Below are 14,551 nucleotides of genomic sequence, written 5' to 3'. Positions count from 1 at the left end.
AACACGATGTCGGACGCACAAACACAGGACGTATTGGACAAGGCCGTCGCCGAAGGCGGCGCCTACGAGGTGCTGCACAAGCGCCTGCAGGAGCAGGGGCAGCGCCTGCGCGGGCTGACCGAAGCGCTCAATGGCCAGCGTCTGGCCGAGTTTGGCAGCAGCCATATGGAAGCCATCGGTCGGGTACGCATCCGCACCGAGAACAACTGCATCGCCCGCGATATCGTCCAGGTCGGTGAGTGCCTGCTGTTCGGTTACAACGTGTTCATCGGCCTGAAGAAGGAAACCAGCGTCGCTGACGTATTCTCTCTCTACCGCCTGGTCGAGGGTGGCGAAGGCTTTGAGGCCGAGTCGGTGCCTCTGGACGGTAGCTTCCTGGCCCAGGCCAGTTTCATCGCCGACTTCAACGAGCTGTACACCTACTACAAGAACACCCGCCTGCTGCAGCTGGCCATCCGCGACGGCAAGCTGCTGGCGAGCTTCCAGATCGGCGAGCGGATCAGCGACATCCGCGTGTTCCGCTGGTCGATCTCCACGGACGGCAAGGACGTCCGCTACATCGACAACCGCGGCGAGCGCGATATCGCGCTGCCGGCGCCGTTCGACTTCGAGTGGCAGAAGACCTCGCGTGAAATGGTGGTCAGCGGCCGTCATCCGCACATGAACATCCTCGACACCGTGTTCGTCGAGACTATCGGTGGCGACCTCACCATCAAGGTCGAGAACAACACCCAGGACGGCCTGGGCATCTACCGCGAAGCGGTGGTGGACAAGACCCAGTCGCTGGATGATGCGCAGATCGAATACGCCCGCCTGGGCAGCCTGATCCTGCTGAAGATCCTGCCGTACCGCGAGGAGCAGTGGCGCTACCTGGTGTTCAACAGCCTGACCAACCAGGTCGAGCGCATCGACGCCATCGGCCTGGCCTGCGTGCAGTTGCCGGAAGACCACGGCATCATCTTCCCCGGCGGCTATTACCTGCAGAGCGGCGAATACAAGACCTTCGAACAGCCCATGGGCGGCATGCGCTTCAAGCGCTCGGTGCGCTCGCCCAACGGCGAGGATGTGCAGTACATCTTCTACCACCCGGAAGAAGGCCGCTCGGCGCTGTTCACCTACAACATGATCAACCGCCAACTGCATAACCCGATCTTCGGTCACGGTTACGCGCGCCTGGAAGACGGGCGCATGGTGATCTTCTCTGCCGAGGGCAGCGAGCCGACCCGCATCCACCCCATGCAGATCTGGCAGACACCGTTCGAGAGTGACGATTACGCCGCCCGTCAGCCGGCGCGCAGCGGCTTCTTCGGGCGTATCGGCAATGCCGAATTGGTGCGTGGCGTGTCCGACCTGCTCAATCTCAGCCGCGAGATCGACAGCCGCGAAGTGTCGGTGGCGCGCTACACCCAGCTATGCCAGAACACCCGTCGTCTGTTCGACGTCTACCACTGGCTGGGCGATGCCCAGTGTGCCGAGCTGGCGCCGCTGCTGCGTGAAATCGGTGCCACCGGCGAGCTGGTGCTCGACGAATTCGAGAAGGTCGAGAGCATCCGCCAGCAGTCTGCCCGCGCCATGGCCGAGGCCGAGACGCAGCAGAAGAGCCTGCTCTCCGGCCTGCTGGTCGACAGCTTTGACGAGGTGCAGCACTTCGTCGAGGCGCTGGGCGCCATCACCGCGCAGCGCGGCCAGTTGCTGACCATCCGCGATTACCGCTACATCGACGTGGCGCGCATCGACGCCATGGAAGCCGAACTGCTCGAAGCCCAGGAGCGCGTGGCCACGGCCACCTCCGCCTTCCTCGCCAGCGACGCTGCGTTGCAGCCCTATGTGCAGCGCCTGGGTGAGCTGGACGGCCTGGCGCAGAAGGCCGAGAGCGTCACCCAGCTGAACGAGCCGCTGGTCGAGATGCAGGAAATGGCCGGCAACCTCGACATGCTCTCCAGCCTGATGGCGTCGCTGAAGATCGATGATGCCACCCAGCGTACCGCCATCGTCGAGTCGATTTCCGAGGTCTACGCCCACCTCAATCAGGCCAAGGCGCGTGCCGAACAGCGGCGCAAGGGTCTGGGCTCGGCCGAGACCGTGGCGCAGTTCGGCGCCCAGTTCAAACTGTTCAGCCAGGGCATCACCAACGCCCTGGCGCTAGCCCAGGACCCGGAGAAATGCGACGAGCAGCTGTCGCGCCTGCTGGTGCAGCTCGAAGAATTGGAAAGCCAGTTCGGCGATCACGAAGAGTTCCTCAGCGACATCCTCGGCAAGCGCGAGGAACTGCTGGAGACCTTCGAGTCGCACAAGCAGAGCCTGCTCGACGACCGCCAGCGCCGCGCCCAGGGCGTGCTCGACGCCGCTCAGCGCATCCTCGACAGCCTGGGCCGGCGCACCGCGCGGCTGACCCAGATGGAGGAGCTCAACGCCTTCTTCGCCGCCGATCCGCTTATTCTCAAGCTGCGCGAAATGGCCGAGCGCCTGCGCGAGCTGAAGGACAGCGTCAAGGCCGATGACGTCGAGGCGCGCCTGAAGGCTGCCCGCGACCAGGCCGTGCGTGCCCTGCGTGATAAGAGCGAGTTGTTCGAGGAGGGCGGCAACGTCATCAAGCTCGGCCCGCGTCACCGCTTCAGCGTCAACACGCAGGAACTCGACCTGACCCTGATGCCGCGCGGTGATCAGCTCTATCTGCACCTGACAGGCACCGATTTCCTCGAACCGCTACGCGACGAGAGCCTGGAAGGCCTGCGCGACTTCTGGCAGGTGTCGCTGGAGTCCGAGTCGCCCTCGCTGTACCGCGCCGAATACCTCGCCGGCCTGGTGCTCGACGCCGCGGTGGGCGGCCGTGAAGGCCTGAGCCTGGATCTGCTCAAGACTCACCTGGCGCAGCCGGAAACACTGACCCGGCTGATCCGCGATTTTGCCGCGCCGCGCTACAAGGATGCCTACGAGAAGGGTATCCACGACCACGACGCGGCGCTGATCCTCAGCCAGTTGCTGCCGCTGCGCGAAAGCGCCGGGCTGCTGCGTTACGCGCCGGCGGCGCGGGGCTTTGCTGCGCTGTTCTGGAATCGCTGGGGGCAGGACATCGAGGCCGAGCTGTGGCCGGAGCGGGCGCGCAGCAGCCTGCACCTGCGCCGGTTGTTCGGCAGCGACGGCGGCGTGCAACGTCTGCGCGACGAGATCGACGCGGCCATGCAGCGCTTTCTCGCCCAGCATCCGTTGCCGGTCGACGCCGCACAGCGCCAGGCGGCTGCCGCCTATCTGGTCGAGGAACTGGCAGCCAAGCCGATCGAGTTCAGCTTCAGCAAGTACGCCCGGCAACTGCTCGACACCCTTCAGCAGCGCATGCAGGCCAGCCATGTCTGGGACGACTACCGCGCTGCGCTGGACAACCTGCGTGGCCGCCCGGTGCAGCGCTGGTCGCTGGCGCAGACCTGGTTCGACGGCCTGTGCGCGCAGGATGCCAGCATGGCCGAGCTGGCCGACTACGTGCCCGAGGCGATCGCCGTCAGCCTTCTGGATGAGGAGTTTCCGCGGCGTTTCACCGAGGTCGATCTACGCTTCACCGTCAGCGGCCTGCTTGGCGACCACCCGCGTGTGCAGAACGGCACGCTGCTGTTGGCCATCGACGATTATTTCGCGCGCCTGCAGCAGCACCTCGATCACTTCGTGCCGCAGCTGCAGCGCTACCAGGCGTTGCGCCAGGAGGTCATCAACCGCGAGCGCGACGCGCTGCGCCTGAGCGAATTCAAGCCGCGGCCGTTGTCGTCCTTCGTGCGTAACAAGCTGATCAACGACGTGTACCTGGGTTTCATCGGCGACAACCTGGCCAAGCAGATGGGTACCGCTGGCGAGAACAAGCGCACCGACCTGATGGGCCTGCTGATGCTCATCTCGCCGCCCGGCTACGGCAAGACCACGCTGATGGAATACGTGGCGCACCGCCTGGGCCTGATTTTCATGAAGGTCAACGGCCCGGCGCTGGGTCACGAGGTGCGCTCCATCGACCCGGCCCAGGCGCCGGACGCCACCTCGCGCCAGGAGCTGGAGAAGCTAAACCTGGCGCTGGAAATGGGCAACAACGTGATGCTCTATGTCGATGACATTCAGCACACCCACCCCGAGTTCCTGCAGAAGTTCATCTCGCTGTGCGACGGCACGCGGCGCATCGAAGGCGTGTGGAAAGGCAAGACCAAGACCTACGACATGCGCGGCAAGAAATTCTGCGTGGTGATGAGCGGCAACCCGTACACCGAGTCCGGCGACGTGTTCAAGATTCCCGATATGCTCGCCAACCGCGCCGACATCTACAACCTCGGCGACACCCTGGGCGGCATGCAGGAAGCCTTCGCGCTGAGCTATATCGAGAACAGCCTGACCTCCAACCCGGTGCTGGCGCCGCTGGCCACCCGCGACATGGCCGACGTCTACCGCTTCGTGGCCAAGGCCGAGGGCAAGCCGTTCTCGGCCAACGAGCTGAGCCACACCTACAGCGCCGCCGAGATCAACGAGATTTCCTCGACCCTGCAACGCCTGATGCAGGTGCGCGATGTGGTCGGCCGGGTCAACCAGCAGTACATCGTCAGCGCCGCGCAGGCCGACAGCTACCGTACCGAGCCGCCGTTCAAGCTGCAGGGCAGCTACCGCAACATGAACAAGATGGCCGAGAAGATCAGCTCGGTGATGAACGATGCCGAGCTGCTGCAACTGATCGCTGACCACTACCAGGGCGAGTCGCAGCTGCTCACCACCGGCGCCGAGGAAAACCTGCTCAAGCTCGCCGAGCTGCGCGGCAACCAGACGCCCGAGCAGGCCGAGCGCTGGACGCAGATCAAGCGCGACTTCATGCGCAACAAGGCCATGGGCGGCAGCGACAGCGATGTCGGTGGTCGCGTGGTGGCGCAGCTCAACGACCTGGTCGAGAGCGTTCGCGGCCTGGGGGCCGGCGGTAAGCCGGCCAGTGAGGCACCGAGCATTCCCTGGGAGCAGTTGCTGGCCGGGCTGAACAAGCTTGGCGAGCTGCGCCCGCAGGTGGAGGTGGTTGCGCCGCCGCAGCCGGGCACGCAAAAATTGCTCGAAAGCCTGGCCGATAGCCTGGAAAACAGCTTTCTGCCGCTGATCAAGGCGATGGACAAGAAGATCGACATCGATTTGCGCACTCACAACCGCATGCTGGAAATCTCCACCCAACTGCGCGACCTCGGCACGTTGCTCGGCCATGAGCGGCGCAGCGATGCCGCGGACGACGAGGCGCCGTGAGGCGAGGCTGGCTGATCGAGCTTCGCCCGCTGATATTGATCAGCGGTGCGATGCTGCTGGTGCAAGTGGTCAATGGCGCCCTGGGCGGCGCCTTGAATCTCTGGGGCCTGGTGCCCCGGCATATCGAGGCGCTGCCCGGCATCCTCATCGCGCCCTGGCTGCATGGCAGCTGGGCGCATCTGCTCAGCAACCTCAGCGGCCTGCTGGTGCTCGGCAGCTTGGTGCTGCTGCGCTCACGGCGCGATTTCTTCTTCGCCAGCGCCTTCATCATCATCGGCAGCGGCGTTCTGGTCTGGCTGTTCGGCCGCACCGGTCTGCACGTTGGCGCCAGCGGCTGGCTGTTCGGCTTCTGGGGACTATTGCTGGCGCGGGCCTGGTTCGAGCGCAGCCTGCTCGACCTGTTGCTGGCGGCGCTGGTGTTCTTCCTCTACGGCGGCTGGTTCTTCGGCCTGCTGCCGCGTGCCGGCGTTTCCTTCGAATACCACCTGGCGGGGGCTTTTTGCGGTGTGCTGTACGCCGCCCTGAGCCGCCGCCGTAATCAATGACGCAAGGGAATCTGCATGGATTTCAACCGACTCGACCAAACCCTGCGCGACAGCCTCGCCGATCTGCGCCTGAGCAACGAGGAGCGCGATGAGCTGCGTGAGCTGGGCAACGACCTCAGCCCGGATCAGGTGCGCTTCATGCGCAACCGCGCCTTCGCGCTGGTGCGTGAGCTGATCCTGAGCCCCGAGGACGCGCTGCAGGCGCTGAAGTGGCTGGAGCAGGTGATCAAGACCCTGGAAGTGCGCTGTTCGCCGGTGCGTGATCACAGCAGTGCGCATTTCAGCCCCGGCGAGAGTTGCCGCCAGCGCATCCGCGACCTGTGCCGCCAGGCGCGCGTCAGCGTGGACATCTGCGTCTACACCATCTCCGACGATCAGCTCAGCGAGGAGGTGCTCGCCTGTCATCAGCGTGGCATTGCCGTGCGGGTGATCAGCGACAATGAAAAACAGTTCGATGCCGGCAGCGACATCCAATGGCTCAAGGACAAGGGCGTGCCACTGCGTATCGACGCCGGGCCATTCCACATGCACCACAAGTTCGCCTTGTTCGATGGTCGTCTGCTGCTCAACGGCAGCTTCAATTGGACGCGCAGCGCCACCACCAGCAACGAGGAAAACCTGCTGGTGACCGACGACCCGCATCTGGTGGCCGAATACCGGCGCGAGTTCGACAAGCTCTGGGCCCGTTACGCAGGTAACTGATGGACCATCCTCACGCCCGCCAACTGCTCGGCTTCTATCGCAGCTGCTACCTGGCCGACAGCCGCGACCTGGATCTGGACAACCTGAGCAAGCTTCCCGCCAGCCGCTGGGCCTGGCTCGATGGGCGCGAGGAGCTGGCCAGCGGCGGCATACCGCTGTTGCCATTGTCCGCCGAGTTGGGCCGCAGCCTGGCCGAGGCGCAGGCGCTGTATCAACGCGAACTGCAACTGATCTACGGCGTGCTGCCGATCTGCGGTCGCCTGCAACTCGATAGCGGCGCCTCGCAGGTGATCTGCGGGCCGCTGTTCTATTACGAGGCCAGCCTGCAGGCGACGGCCGACGGCCAGAGTCAGCTGCTTGCCATCGATCCGCAGCAGGTGCGAGCTAACTGGCGCTTGCTGCGCCGTGTGTTCGATGAGGGCAGCAATGACAGCCTCGACGGGCTGCCGCTGCCGACCGGCACGCTGGACGCCGCCTCCCTGGGGCAATTGCTGGCCTGGGTAGCGCGCAACACGCAAGTGGGCGAAGTCAGTGAGGCGGCGGGGTTCCCGCAGCTGGCAGATGCCGAGACCTTGGCCAAGGCTCAGCGTCGTCGCAGCCTGTCGCTACAGGCCGGCGCCTTCGTCGCCCTGGTGCCGCGCGGCAGCGGCAGTCGCGGTATCGCCCATGAGCTGCAGCTGCTGCAGGAGGCCGAGCAGCTTTCGCCCGCCTTGTTGCAGCTACTCGGTGAAGTGCCTGCCTTGCAGTCCACGGGCTCCATCAGCGCGCCGCAGCGCCTGCCGGCGCAACTCAGCGCGGCCCAATGCCGGGCGTTGGCCAATGCCGCGCGCTATCCGCTGAGCCAGGTTTCCGGCCCGCCCGGTACCGGCAAGAGCTACAGCCTGGCGGCCCTTGCGCTGGATCGCTACCTGCAGGGCGAGAGCGTGCTGCTGGTCAGCCGCAGCGTACAGGCGGTGCGGGTCATCGCGCACAAGCTGCGCGAGGATTTCGGCCTGCGCGACGGCGTGCTCGAAGGCGATGGCCAGAGCCTGCGCCAGGCCTTGCGCGAACGCTTGCAGCGCATGCTGCAGGGTGAGATTCCGGAGGTCTCCGAGCAGCTCGAGGCGCGTCAGCGCAGCGAGCTGGAGGTGCTGACCCAAGCCGAGCGGCGCCTCTCGACAGACTTCCGCAAGCGCTGCGAACAGGCCGTGCGCTGGAGTCGCCTGCTGTTGCGTGCCGAGCGCGGCAGCCTGGCCTTCTGGCAACGCTGGCTGCAGGTGCCCTGGGTGCGCAAACGGCTTGGCGCCAGCGTGCGCCCCTGGGCCTTACTGGACGAACTGCGTGACAGCCAGCGGCGCCGCCAACTGCTCAGTCGCGAGCACCTCAACAGCCATCGCAGCCTGGCACTCAAGCGCCTGTTGATGACCGACCGTGGGCTGTTCGTGCGCTACAACCAGGCCATCCGCGCGCGTAATTCGCAGCGCCAACTGGCCCTGTTCGAGGATATCGACCCGGCGCGCCTGCTCGCTGCCTTCCCGATCTGGGTGGTGACGCTGGACGAGCTGCACCGGCTGTTGCCGCTGCGCCCGGAACTGTTCGACGTGATGGTGATGGACGAGGCGACCCAGTGCGACATCGCCTCGGCACTGCCGGCTTTCCAGCGCTGCAAGCGCGCGGTGGTGACTGGCGATGCGCGCCAGCTGCGGCACATCTCCTTCCTTTCCCGCGTGCGCGAGACGCAGTTGTTGCAGCGCGCCGGCCTGCAGGCCGAGGAGCGCGAGGCCTGGAGCTACCGAGACAACAGCGTGCTGGATCTGGTCGGCCTGCAACTGGCCAGCCAGGAGGCCGTGGTGTTTCTTGACGAGCACTTTCGCAGCCGCCCGGCGCTGATTCGCTTCAGTAACGAGCTGTTCTACGACCAGCGCCTGCGAGTGATGAAGGAGCGTCCTGGTGCTGAGGCCTGCGACAGCCTGCAACTGCTGCGTATCGAAGGGCAGCGCGGGCGTAATGGGGTCAACGAGGCGGAAGTGGAGCGCGTACTGGCGCTGATCACGGCGTATCTGGCCGAGTACCAGAGCAGCCCGCTCAAGCCCAGCATCGGCGTGCTGTCGCCGTTTCGTGATCAGGTCGAACGCATCCGCGCGCGCATCGGCGAAACCCTGCCGCTGGAGCAGTTGCGCGAGTTCCGCCTGCTGGTGGATACGCCCTACGGCTTCCAGGGTGAGGAGCGCGACCTGATGATCCTCAGTTTCGCCATCGATAGAGAGTCGAGTCAGGCTGCGGCCTACCTGAACCGTGCCGACCTGTTCAACGTCGCCATCACCCGGGCCCGTGAGCGACAGGTGCTGCTATTCAGCGGCGACGAGCGCCAGTTGCCGGCCACGCACCTGCTACGTCGTTATCTGGAGTACCTCGAAAAGCCCGGCGCGCTCTGGCAGCCCGGCGCCACCGACGCGGCGCGGCAGACCCTGTGCGAAGCACTGCAGGCCCAGGGCGTCAGCGTCTGGAATCACTATCCGCTGGCTGGCCAGGTGCTGGATCTGTTCTGCCGCCGTGGCGACAAATGCCTGGCCATCGACCTGATCGGCTTTCCGGGGCAGGGCGAGGGCTTCCTCGAGCTGGAGCGCTATCTGGTACTGACGCGCGCCGGCCTGGAAACCCTGCCGCTGAGCTACGGCCTCTGGCACGAGGCGCCGCAGCAGGTGTTGGAGGCGATACTGGCGCGCCTCTGACGGGTGCTTCAAGCAGCCGCGGGGCGCGGCCAGAAGTCATCGCTCGTGAGTCTGTCGAGCAGTCGGTGATTCAGCGCGATGGCCACTTCATCCTCGGTTTCCTGCAGTTTCGTCAGCAGCTTGTCGAGTGCCTGCTCTGCGTCGAGCAGGTCCATGTAGCTCAGATGTTCCACTGCATGCTCGAGGTGATCCTGCTCGACCAGCACTTGCAGCCATTCCGATGCAACGCTGTGATCGGTTTGGATGTTGGCACGCAGTGCGAGCGCTTGCTCAAGACGACCGAGTCGCAGGTAGGCAATGGCCAGACCCTCCTGCAACAGGGCCAGGTCGTATTCATCCAGCGCCTCGTTCAGTTCGACATTTTGCAGCTTGAGATGCACGGCATTCAGTAGAGCGTGCGCGTCGTCCAGGCGCCCCAGGCGCTGTAGCAGCAGAGCGCGTTGCTTGAGGTTGAGCATCTGGTTGTACATCGGTTGGCGGTCGGTAAGACGCTGCATTTCCTCCAGCGCCCGGCGCAGCTCGTAGCTGTTGCGCTGGCGCTCGGGCTGGCTGAGCTGAATCTCCAGTCGCGACTCGATCACGAACAGGCGCAGCTGGTCACGTTCCTCTCCGTCAGGCAGGGCTTCGACGCGCTGCTCGGCCTGGTCGAGCAGGCAGGCGGCGGCTTCGGCGTGGCTCTGCCGATAGAGCTTCCAGAGTGACAGGCATAGATCGATGCGCAGGGCTTCGTGGCGCGCCATCCGCTCAATATCCTGTTGCACGCCGTCGGCCTTGCCGTGATCGAAACGCCATCTGAGCAGACGTAGAAGCAGCCGTTCTTGCACGCTCTCATCCGCCGCGGCGATGAGTTCTTCGGCCTCCTGCAGGTAGCCGCGCTGCAGCAGCGTATCGAGCAGTAGTTCGTAGGGGGCGCTGCGCCACAGAATATCGAGGCGTTCGATCTGCTCGATGGCCTGCTCGAATAGGCCGGCTTCGATCAGCGCGGCAATGAACGGATTGTCGCGCTCAAGCCTGAGCGTCGCGGCGCTTTCCAGCAGGCGCTGGATATCGCCCAGGCGAGCCAGCTCGCCTGCGTACAGGTCCAGACCCAGCATGTTCTGCGCATCGGCGCTTTGTTTGAGCGTCCAGAACTGTTCCAGACTGCGGCGGGCCCCCTCACGATCGCCCTGTTCGCGTTGCTGGCGAGCGAGATCCAGCCATTGCAGTTCGGAAAGTTGCCCGCTGCCAAGCAGGTCTTCCAGGGTTTCACGGGCCTCGTCCGATTTACCTTGAGCGGCCAGCAGGCTCGCGCGCAATAGCGGCTCCTCTGGCAGTTCCTCGCCGAGCTGCTCAAGCACGGCGACGGCCTCTCCGGCTCGCCCGGCGTCGACCAGCTCCTGAAGTAGCGTGATCAATGCCTGCTGGCGGTGATGGCTGTCCAGGCGCGAACGCAGCGCCTGTGCCTCATCCCGTCGATGCAGGTGCCAGAGCGTTGCATAAAGAGGGGCGTTGACGACCTGCCAGGCGTCGCCCTCTAGGCGTGCGGCCAGTTGCAGCGCCAGCTCCGGCGCGAGCATGCGCAGCATGGCGATGCGGTTGACCTGGGCGACCTCGGTCAGCGTCAGTTGCGCAGGGGTTCCGACAATGGCCAGGCGAGGCTCTGGTCCTCCATCTGCTGGCGACGCCAGCACGGCGCCGACGATGATCGCCAATATCGACGCGACTAAAAGAATCGCGAAAACTTCCATGAAACCTCCTTGTGGCACGCTTTCCCTTGGGGCATCCGTCATGAACGGCCCGGCGTAGCGCTTTATACGGATCACCCCTCATGCTGACAACCGCGCGCAGCGCCATTTGCCAAACCGTTCATTCCTGCGTCGGCATCGAGGTAGCGATTCACGGTAGACTTGCGCTCTTTCGACCAGCCAAGAAGCCCGCCATGGCCCTGCCATCGACCACCTACAAGATCGAGCTCAACCTCACCGACATGGATCGCAGCGTCTACGAGAACCTGCGTTTCACCGTCGCGCGCCACCCCTCGGAAACCGAAGAACGCCTGGCCGCGCGGTTGATCGCCTATGCGCTGTTCTATCACGAGCAACTGGCGTTCGGCCGTGGCCTGTCGGATGTCGACGAGCCGGCATTGTGGGAAAAGAGCCTGGACGATCGCGTGTTGCACTGGATCGAGGTCGGCCAGCCGGACAGCGAGCGCATCACCTGGTGCTCGCGGCGTACCGAGAAGTTCAGCCTGGTGGCCTACGGCAACCTGCGGGTGTGGCAGACCAAGTGTCTCGATCCGGTGCGCAGCCTGAAGAACATCAACGTGGTCGCCCTGGGGCAGGAGGCACTGGCCGACCTCGCTCTGGATCTGCCGCGTTCGCTGTCCTGGAGCGTGATGATCAGCGATGGCGAACTGTTCGTCACCGACGAGCGTGGCCAGCACGAGATTCCGCTGGAGTGGCTGGCTGGCGAACGCGGAGCTTGATGAGTAGCGTAGGGTGGACGACGCTCTTTTCGTCCACCACAAGTGCGCAAGGTGGACGGATGAAGCGTCGTCCACCCTACGAATCTGGCCGGCGAGCGTTGAAGCCGTAGCCCGGATTGCATCCGGGCTACGGTTCAGTTCCCTCTCCCCTTGGGGAGAGGGCTAGGGAGAGGGGGATCGGCGACTCGGTGTTGCTGGATGAACCCTCTCCCCCAGCCCCTCTCCCATAAATGGGAGAGGGGAGACAAACCCCGTCTCACCTGAAATAGACCCAACATGCGTATCGAAGCCCGTCCCCTACCCACGCAACTGCCTGACCTGGGCAACCTGCCGCCGCTGCTCACCCGTCTTTACGCTGCCCGTGGCGTGCAGTCCGCCGAGGAGCTGGACAAGGGCCTGGCGCGGCTGATCCCCTACCCGCAGCTCAAGGGTATCGACGCCGCCGTCGAGCTGCTGGTCGAGGCGCTGGCGCAGCGCCAGCGCATCCTGATTGTCGGCGACTTCGATGCCGACGGCGCCACCGCCAGTTCGGTCGGCGTGCTTGGCCTGCGCCTGCTCGGCGCGGCGCACGTGGATTATCTGGTACCGAACCGCTTCGAATACGGCTACGGCCTGACCCCGGAAATCGTCGCCGTGGCGCTGGAGCGTCAGCCCGACCTGCTGCTGACCGTGGACAACGGCATCTCCAGCGTCGATGGCGTGGCCGCGGCCAAGACGGCTGGGCTCAAGGTGCTGGTCACCGACCACCACCTGCCGGGCCCGGAGCTGCCCGCGGCCGACGCTATCGTCAACCCCAACCAGCCGGGCTGCGATTTCCCGAGCAAGGCCATGGCCGGCGTCGGCGTGATGTTCTACGTGCTGCTGGCGTTGCGCGCGCGCCTGCGCGAGACCGGCTGGTTCGCCAGCCGTGCGGAGCCGAATCTGGGCGAGCTGCTCGACCTGGTAGCTTTGGGCAGCGTGGCCGACGTGGTGCCGCTGGATGCCAACAACCGCATCCTGGTGCACCAGGGCCTGGCGCGCATTCGTGCCGGCCGCGCGCGGCCGGGCCTGCGGGCGATACTCGAAGTGGCTGGGCGCGATCATCGCCGCATCACTTCCACCGACCTGGGCTTCATCCTTGGTCCACGGTTGAATGCGGCCGGGCGCCTGGATGATATGAGCCTTGGCATCGAATGCCTGCTCTGCGACGACGAGGCGCTGGCCCGCGACATGGCGGTGCAGCTCGATCAGCTCAACCAGGATCGCAAGGCCATCGAGCAGGGCATGCAGCGCGAGGCGCTGGCCCAGCTCAAGGATCTGTCACTGGACGACATGCCGTTCGGCCTCTGCCTGTTCGAGCCGGACTGGCATCAGGGTGTGATCGGCATTCTCGCCTCGCGCCTCAAGGAGCGTTACCACCGCCCGGCCATCGCCTTCGCCGATGCGGGTGAGGGCATGCTCAAGGGCTCAGCGCGATCGGTGCCGGGGCTGCATATCCGTGATGCGCTGGACGCAGTGGCCGCGCGCCATCCGGGGCTGATCAGCAAGTTCGGCGGGCATGCCATGGCTGCCGGCCTGTCGTTGCCGGAGGCCAACTTCGGCGCCTTCGCCGCCGCCTTCGACGCCGAGGTGCGGCGTCAGCTCTGCGAGGACGACCTGACCGGACGCCTGCTGTCCGACGGCCAGCTCGACGCCACCGAGTTCCACTTGGAGCTGGCCCGTGCCCTGCGCAACGCCGGCCCCTGGGGCCAGCATTTCCCCGAGCCGCTGTTCCATGGCGTGTTCCAGATCCTCAATCAGCGCATCGTCGGCGAGCGTCATCTGAAACTGGTGCTCAAGACCGAATGCGGTAGCGTGCAGCTCGACGGTATCGCCTTCAACATCGACCGCGACGTCTGGCCCAACCCCACGCTGCGCTGGGCCGAGCTGGCCTACAAGCTCGACCTCAACGAGTTCCGTGGCAACGAAACGGTACAGCTGATGGTGGCGCATATCGCCCCGCGCTGACGCGGGGCAGTTCGTTAGCTAATCCGCCAATGTGGCCAGTACTTGACGCAGGCGTTCGCGGTTTTCCTGCGAGCAGGGCAGTATCGGCGCGCGTACCTCGTCGTGGGTCAGTTCCAGCAAGGCCAGGGCCGCCTTTACGGCTGCCGGGTTGGCTTCGCTGAACGCCGCCTGCATCCAGGGCAAAAGACGGTAGTGCAACTGCCGGGCGCCCTGCAGATCGCCTTGAGCCACACGCTGCTGCATCTCCACGTAAAGATCGGCGCGAATATGCGCCGATGCCGAGATGGCACCCGCGCCACCCAGGCACAGGGAATTGAAGATCTGCACGTCCTCGCCGGCCAGCACCTGTACCTGGCCATCGGTGATCAGCGCCATGGTGGTTTCGGCATCGCCCGCGCAGTCCTTGATGGCCTGGATATTGGGATGGCGCACGATGCGTCGCAGCGTCTCGCGCTCGATGCGCACGCCGGTGCGGTAGGGAATGTCATAGAGCACCAGCGGCACCTCGGCGGCGTCGGCCAGCGTGGTGAAGAAGTGCTCCAATCCTGCCTGCGACGGACGGATGTAGTAAGGCGCCGGTACCAGCAGGCCGGCCAGCGGACGGCGCTGGATTTCCCGTTGCAGGTCGAGCAAAGCACTCAGCTGGTTACCGGCCAGGCCCATGATCACGCGCTCTGCCGGTACGCGTTGGAGTACCGCATCCAGCACCGTCAACTGCTCGGTCTGGCTCAGTGCGGCGGCTTCGCCAGTGGTGCCGCAGACCACGAAACCCGCGACACTGTCCTCCAGCAGCTTGGCCGTCAGCCGGTCGAGGCTGGCGAAATCGATCTCGCCGTTATGAAAGGGGGTGACCAGCGCCACCCAGATACCTTGAAAAGCGGACATGCGAAACTCCT

The 14,551-nt window shown here is 65.2% G+C and carries 8 protein-coding genes; 6 read left to right on the top strand and 2 right to left on the bottom strand.

Going from position 1 to position 14,551, the window contains the following annotated elements; all coding sequences use genetic code 11:
* Window positions 1-6: 6 nt before the first annotated feature.
* The 4 genes from P3C50_RS10285 to P3C50_RS10270 are packed head-to-tail and all read left to right on the top strand — an operon-like array spanning window position 7 to window position 9,205.
* Complete coding sequence (locus P3C50_RS10285) at window positions 7-5,247, top strand: DNA repair ATPase (RefSeq protein ID WP_275545926.1); 5,241 nt, start codon at window positions 7-9, stop codon at window positions 5,245-5,247.
* A complete protein-coding gene (locus tag P3C50_RS10280; RefSeq protein ID WP_275545925.1) occupies window positions 5,244-5,792 on the top strand; it encodes a rhomboid family intramembrane serine protease in 549 nt (182 codons plus the stop codon). The genes P3C50_RS10285 and P3C50_RS10280 overlap by 4 nt, the downstream gene beginning before the upstream one ends.
* 15 nt (window positions 5,793-5,807) lie before the next feature.
* Window positions 5,808-6,494 (top strand): phospholipase D-like domain-containing protein, encoded by a 687-nt coding sequence (locus P3C50_RS10275; RefSeq protein ID WP_275545924.1) that lies wholly within the window; start codon window positions 5,808-5,810, stop codon window positions 6,492-6,494.
* Entirely contained in the window at window positions 6,494-9,205 is a 2,712-nt protein-coding gene (locus tag P3C50_RS10270; RefSeq protein ID WP_275545923.1) for a DEAD/DEAH box helicase, read from the top strand. Before P3C50_RS10275 ends, P3C50_RS10270 begins: the two co-directional genes overlap by 1 nt.
* Before the next feature lie 8 nt (window positions 9,206-9,213).
* Here P3C50_RS10270 and P3C50_RS10265 read toward each other — a convergent pair whose 3' ends face one another.
* The gene (locus tag P3C50_RS10265; protein ID WP_275545922.1) at window positions 9,214-10,932 is read right to left on the bottom strand and encodes a hypothetical protein; all 1,719 of its coding nucleotides are present in this window, start codon (window positions 10,930-10,932) and stop codon (window positions 9,214-9,216) included.
* 191 nt (window positions 10,933-11,123) lie between these two features.
* On the opposite strand from P3C50_RS10265, the gene P3C50_RS10260 reads away from it, so the two are divergent.
* Complete coding sequence (locus tag P3C50_RS10260) at window positions 11,124-11,669, top strand: YaeQ family protein (RefSeq protein WP_275545921.1); 546 nt, start codon at window positions 11,124-11,126, stop codon at window positions 11,667-11,669.
* A gap of 276 nt (window positions 11,670-11,945) precedes the next feature.
* Window positions 11,946-13,655: a single-stranded-DNA-specific exonuclease RecJ gene (gene recJ / locus P3C50_RS10255; protein WP_275545920.1), complete on the top strand. Its 1,710-nt coding sequence runs from the start codon at window positions 11,946-11,948 to the stop codon at window positions 13,653-13,655.
* An 18-nt stretch (window positions 13,656-13,673) separates the two neighbouring features.
* Here the strand turns inward: recJ and dapA are convergent, their stop codons facing one another.
* Window positions 13,674-14,540, bottom strand: a complete 867-nt coding sequence (dapA, locus tag P3C50_RS10250) for a 4-hydroxy-tetrahydrodipicolinate synthase (protein ID WP_275545919.1) — start codon at window positions 14,538-14,540, stop codon at window positions 13,674-13,676.
* Window positions 14,541-14,551 lie beyond the last annotated feature (11 nt).

The organism is Pseudomonas sp. Marseille-Q0931 (assembly GCF_940789645.1).
Classification (GTDB): domain Bacteria; phylum Pseudomonadota; class Gammaproteobacteria; order Pseudomonadales; family Pseudomonadaceae; genus Aquipseudomonas.
This window is presented reverse-complemented; position numbering and strand designations above follow the sequence as displayed.

Coding starts and splice junctions, on each gene's coding strand:
- P3C50_RS10285 (WP_275545926.1), top strand. CDS start 7: ATGTCGGACGCACAAACACAGGACGTATTGGACAAGGCCGTCGCCGAA.
- P3C50_RS10275 (WP_275545924.1), top strand. CDS start 5,808: ATGGATTTCAACCGACTCGACCAAACCCTGCGCGACAGCCTCGCCGAT.
- P3C50_RS10270 (WP_275545923.1), top strand. CDS start 6,494: ATGGACCATCCTCACGCCCGCCAACTGCTCGGCTTCTATCGCAGCTGC.
- P3C50_RS10265 (WP_275545922.1), bottom strand. CDS start 10,932: ATGGAAGTTTTCGCGATTCTTTTAGTCGCGTCGATATTGGCGATCATC.
- P3C50_RS10260 (WP_275545921.1), top strand. CDS start 11,124: ATGGCCCTGCCATCGACCACCTACAAGATCGAGCTCAACCTCACCGAC.
- recJ (WP_275545920.1), top strand. CDS start 11,946: ATGCGTATCGAAGCCCGTCCCCTACCCACGCAACTGCCTGACCTGGGC.
- dapA (WP_275545919.1), bottom strand. CDS start 14,540: ATGTCCGCTTTTCAAGGTATCTGGGTGGCGCTGGTCACCCCCTTTCAT.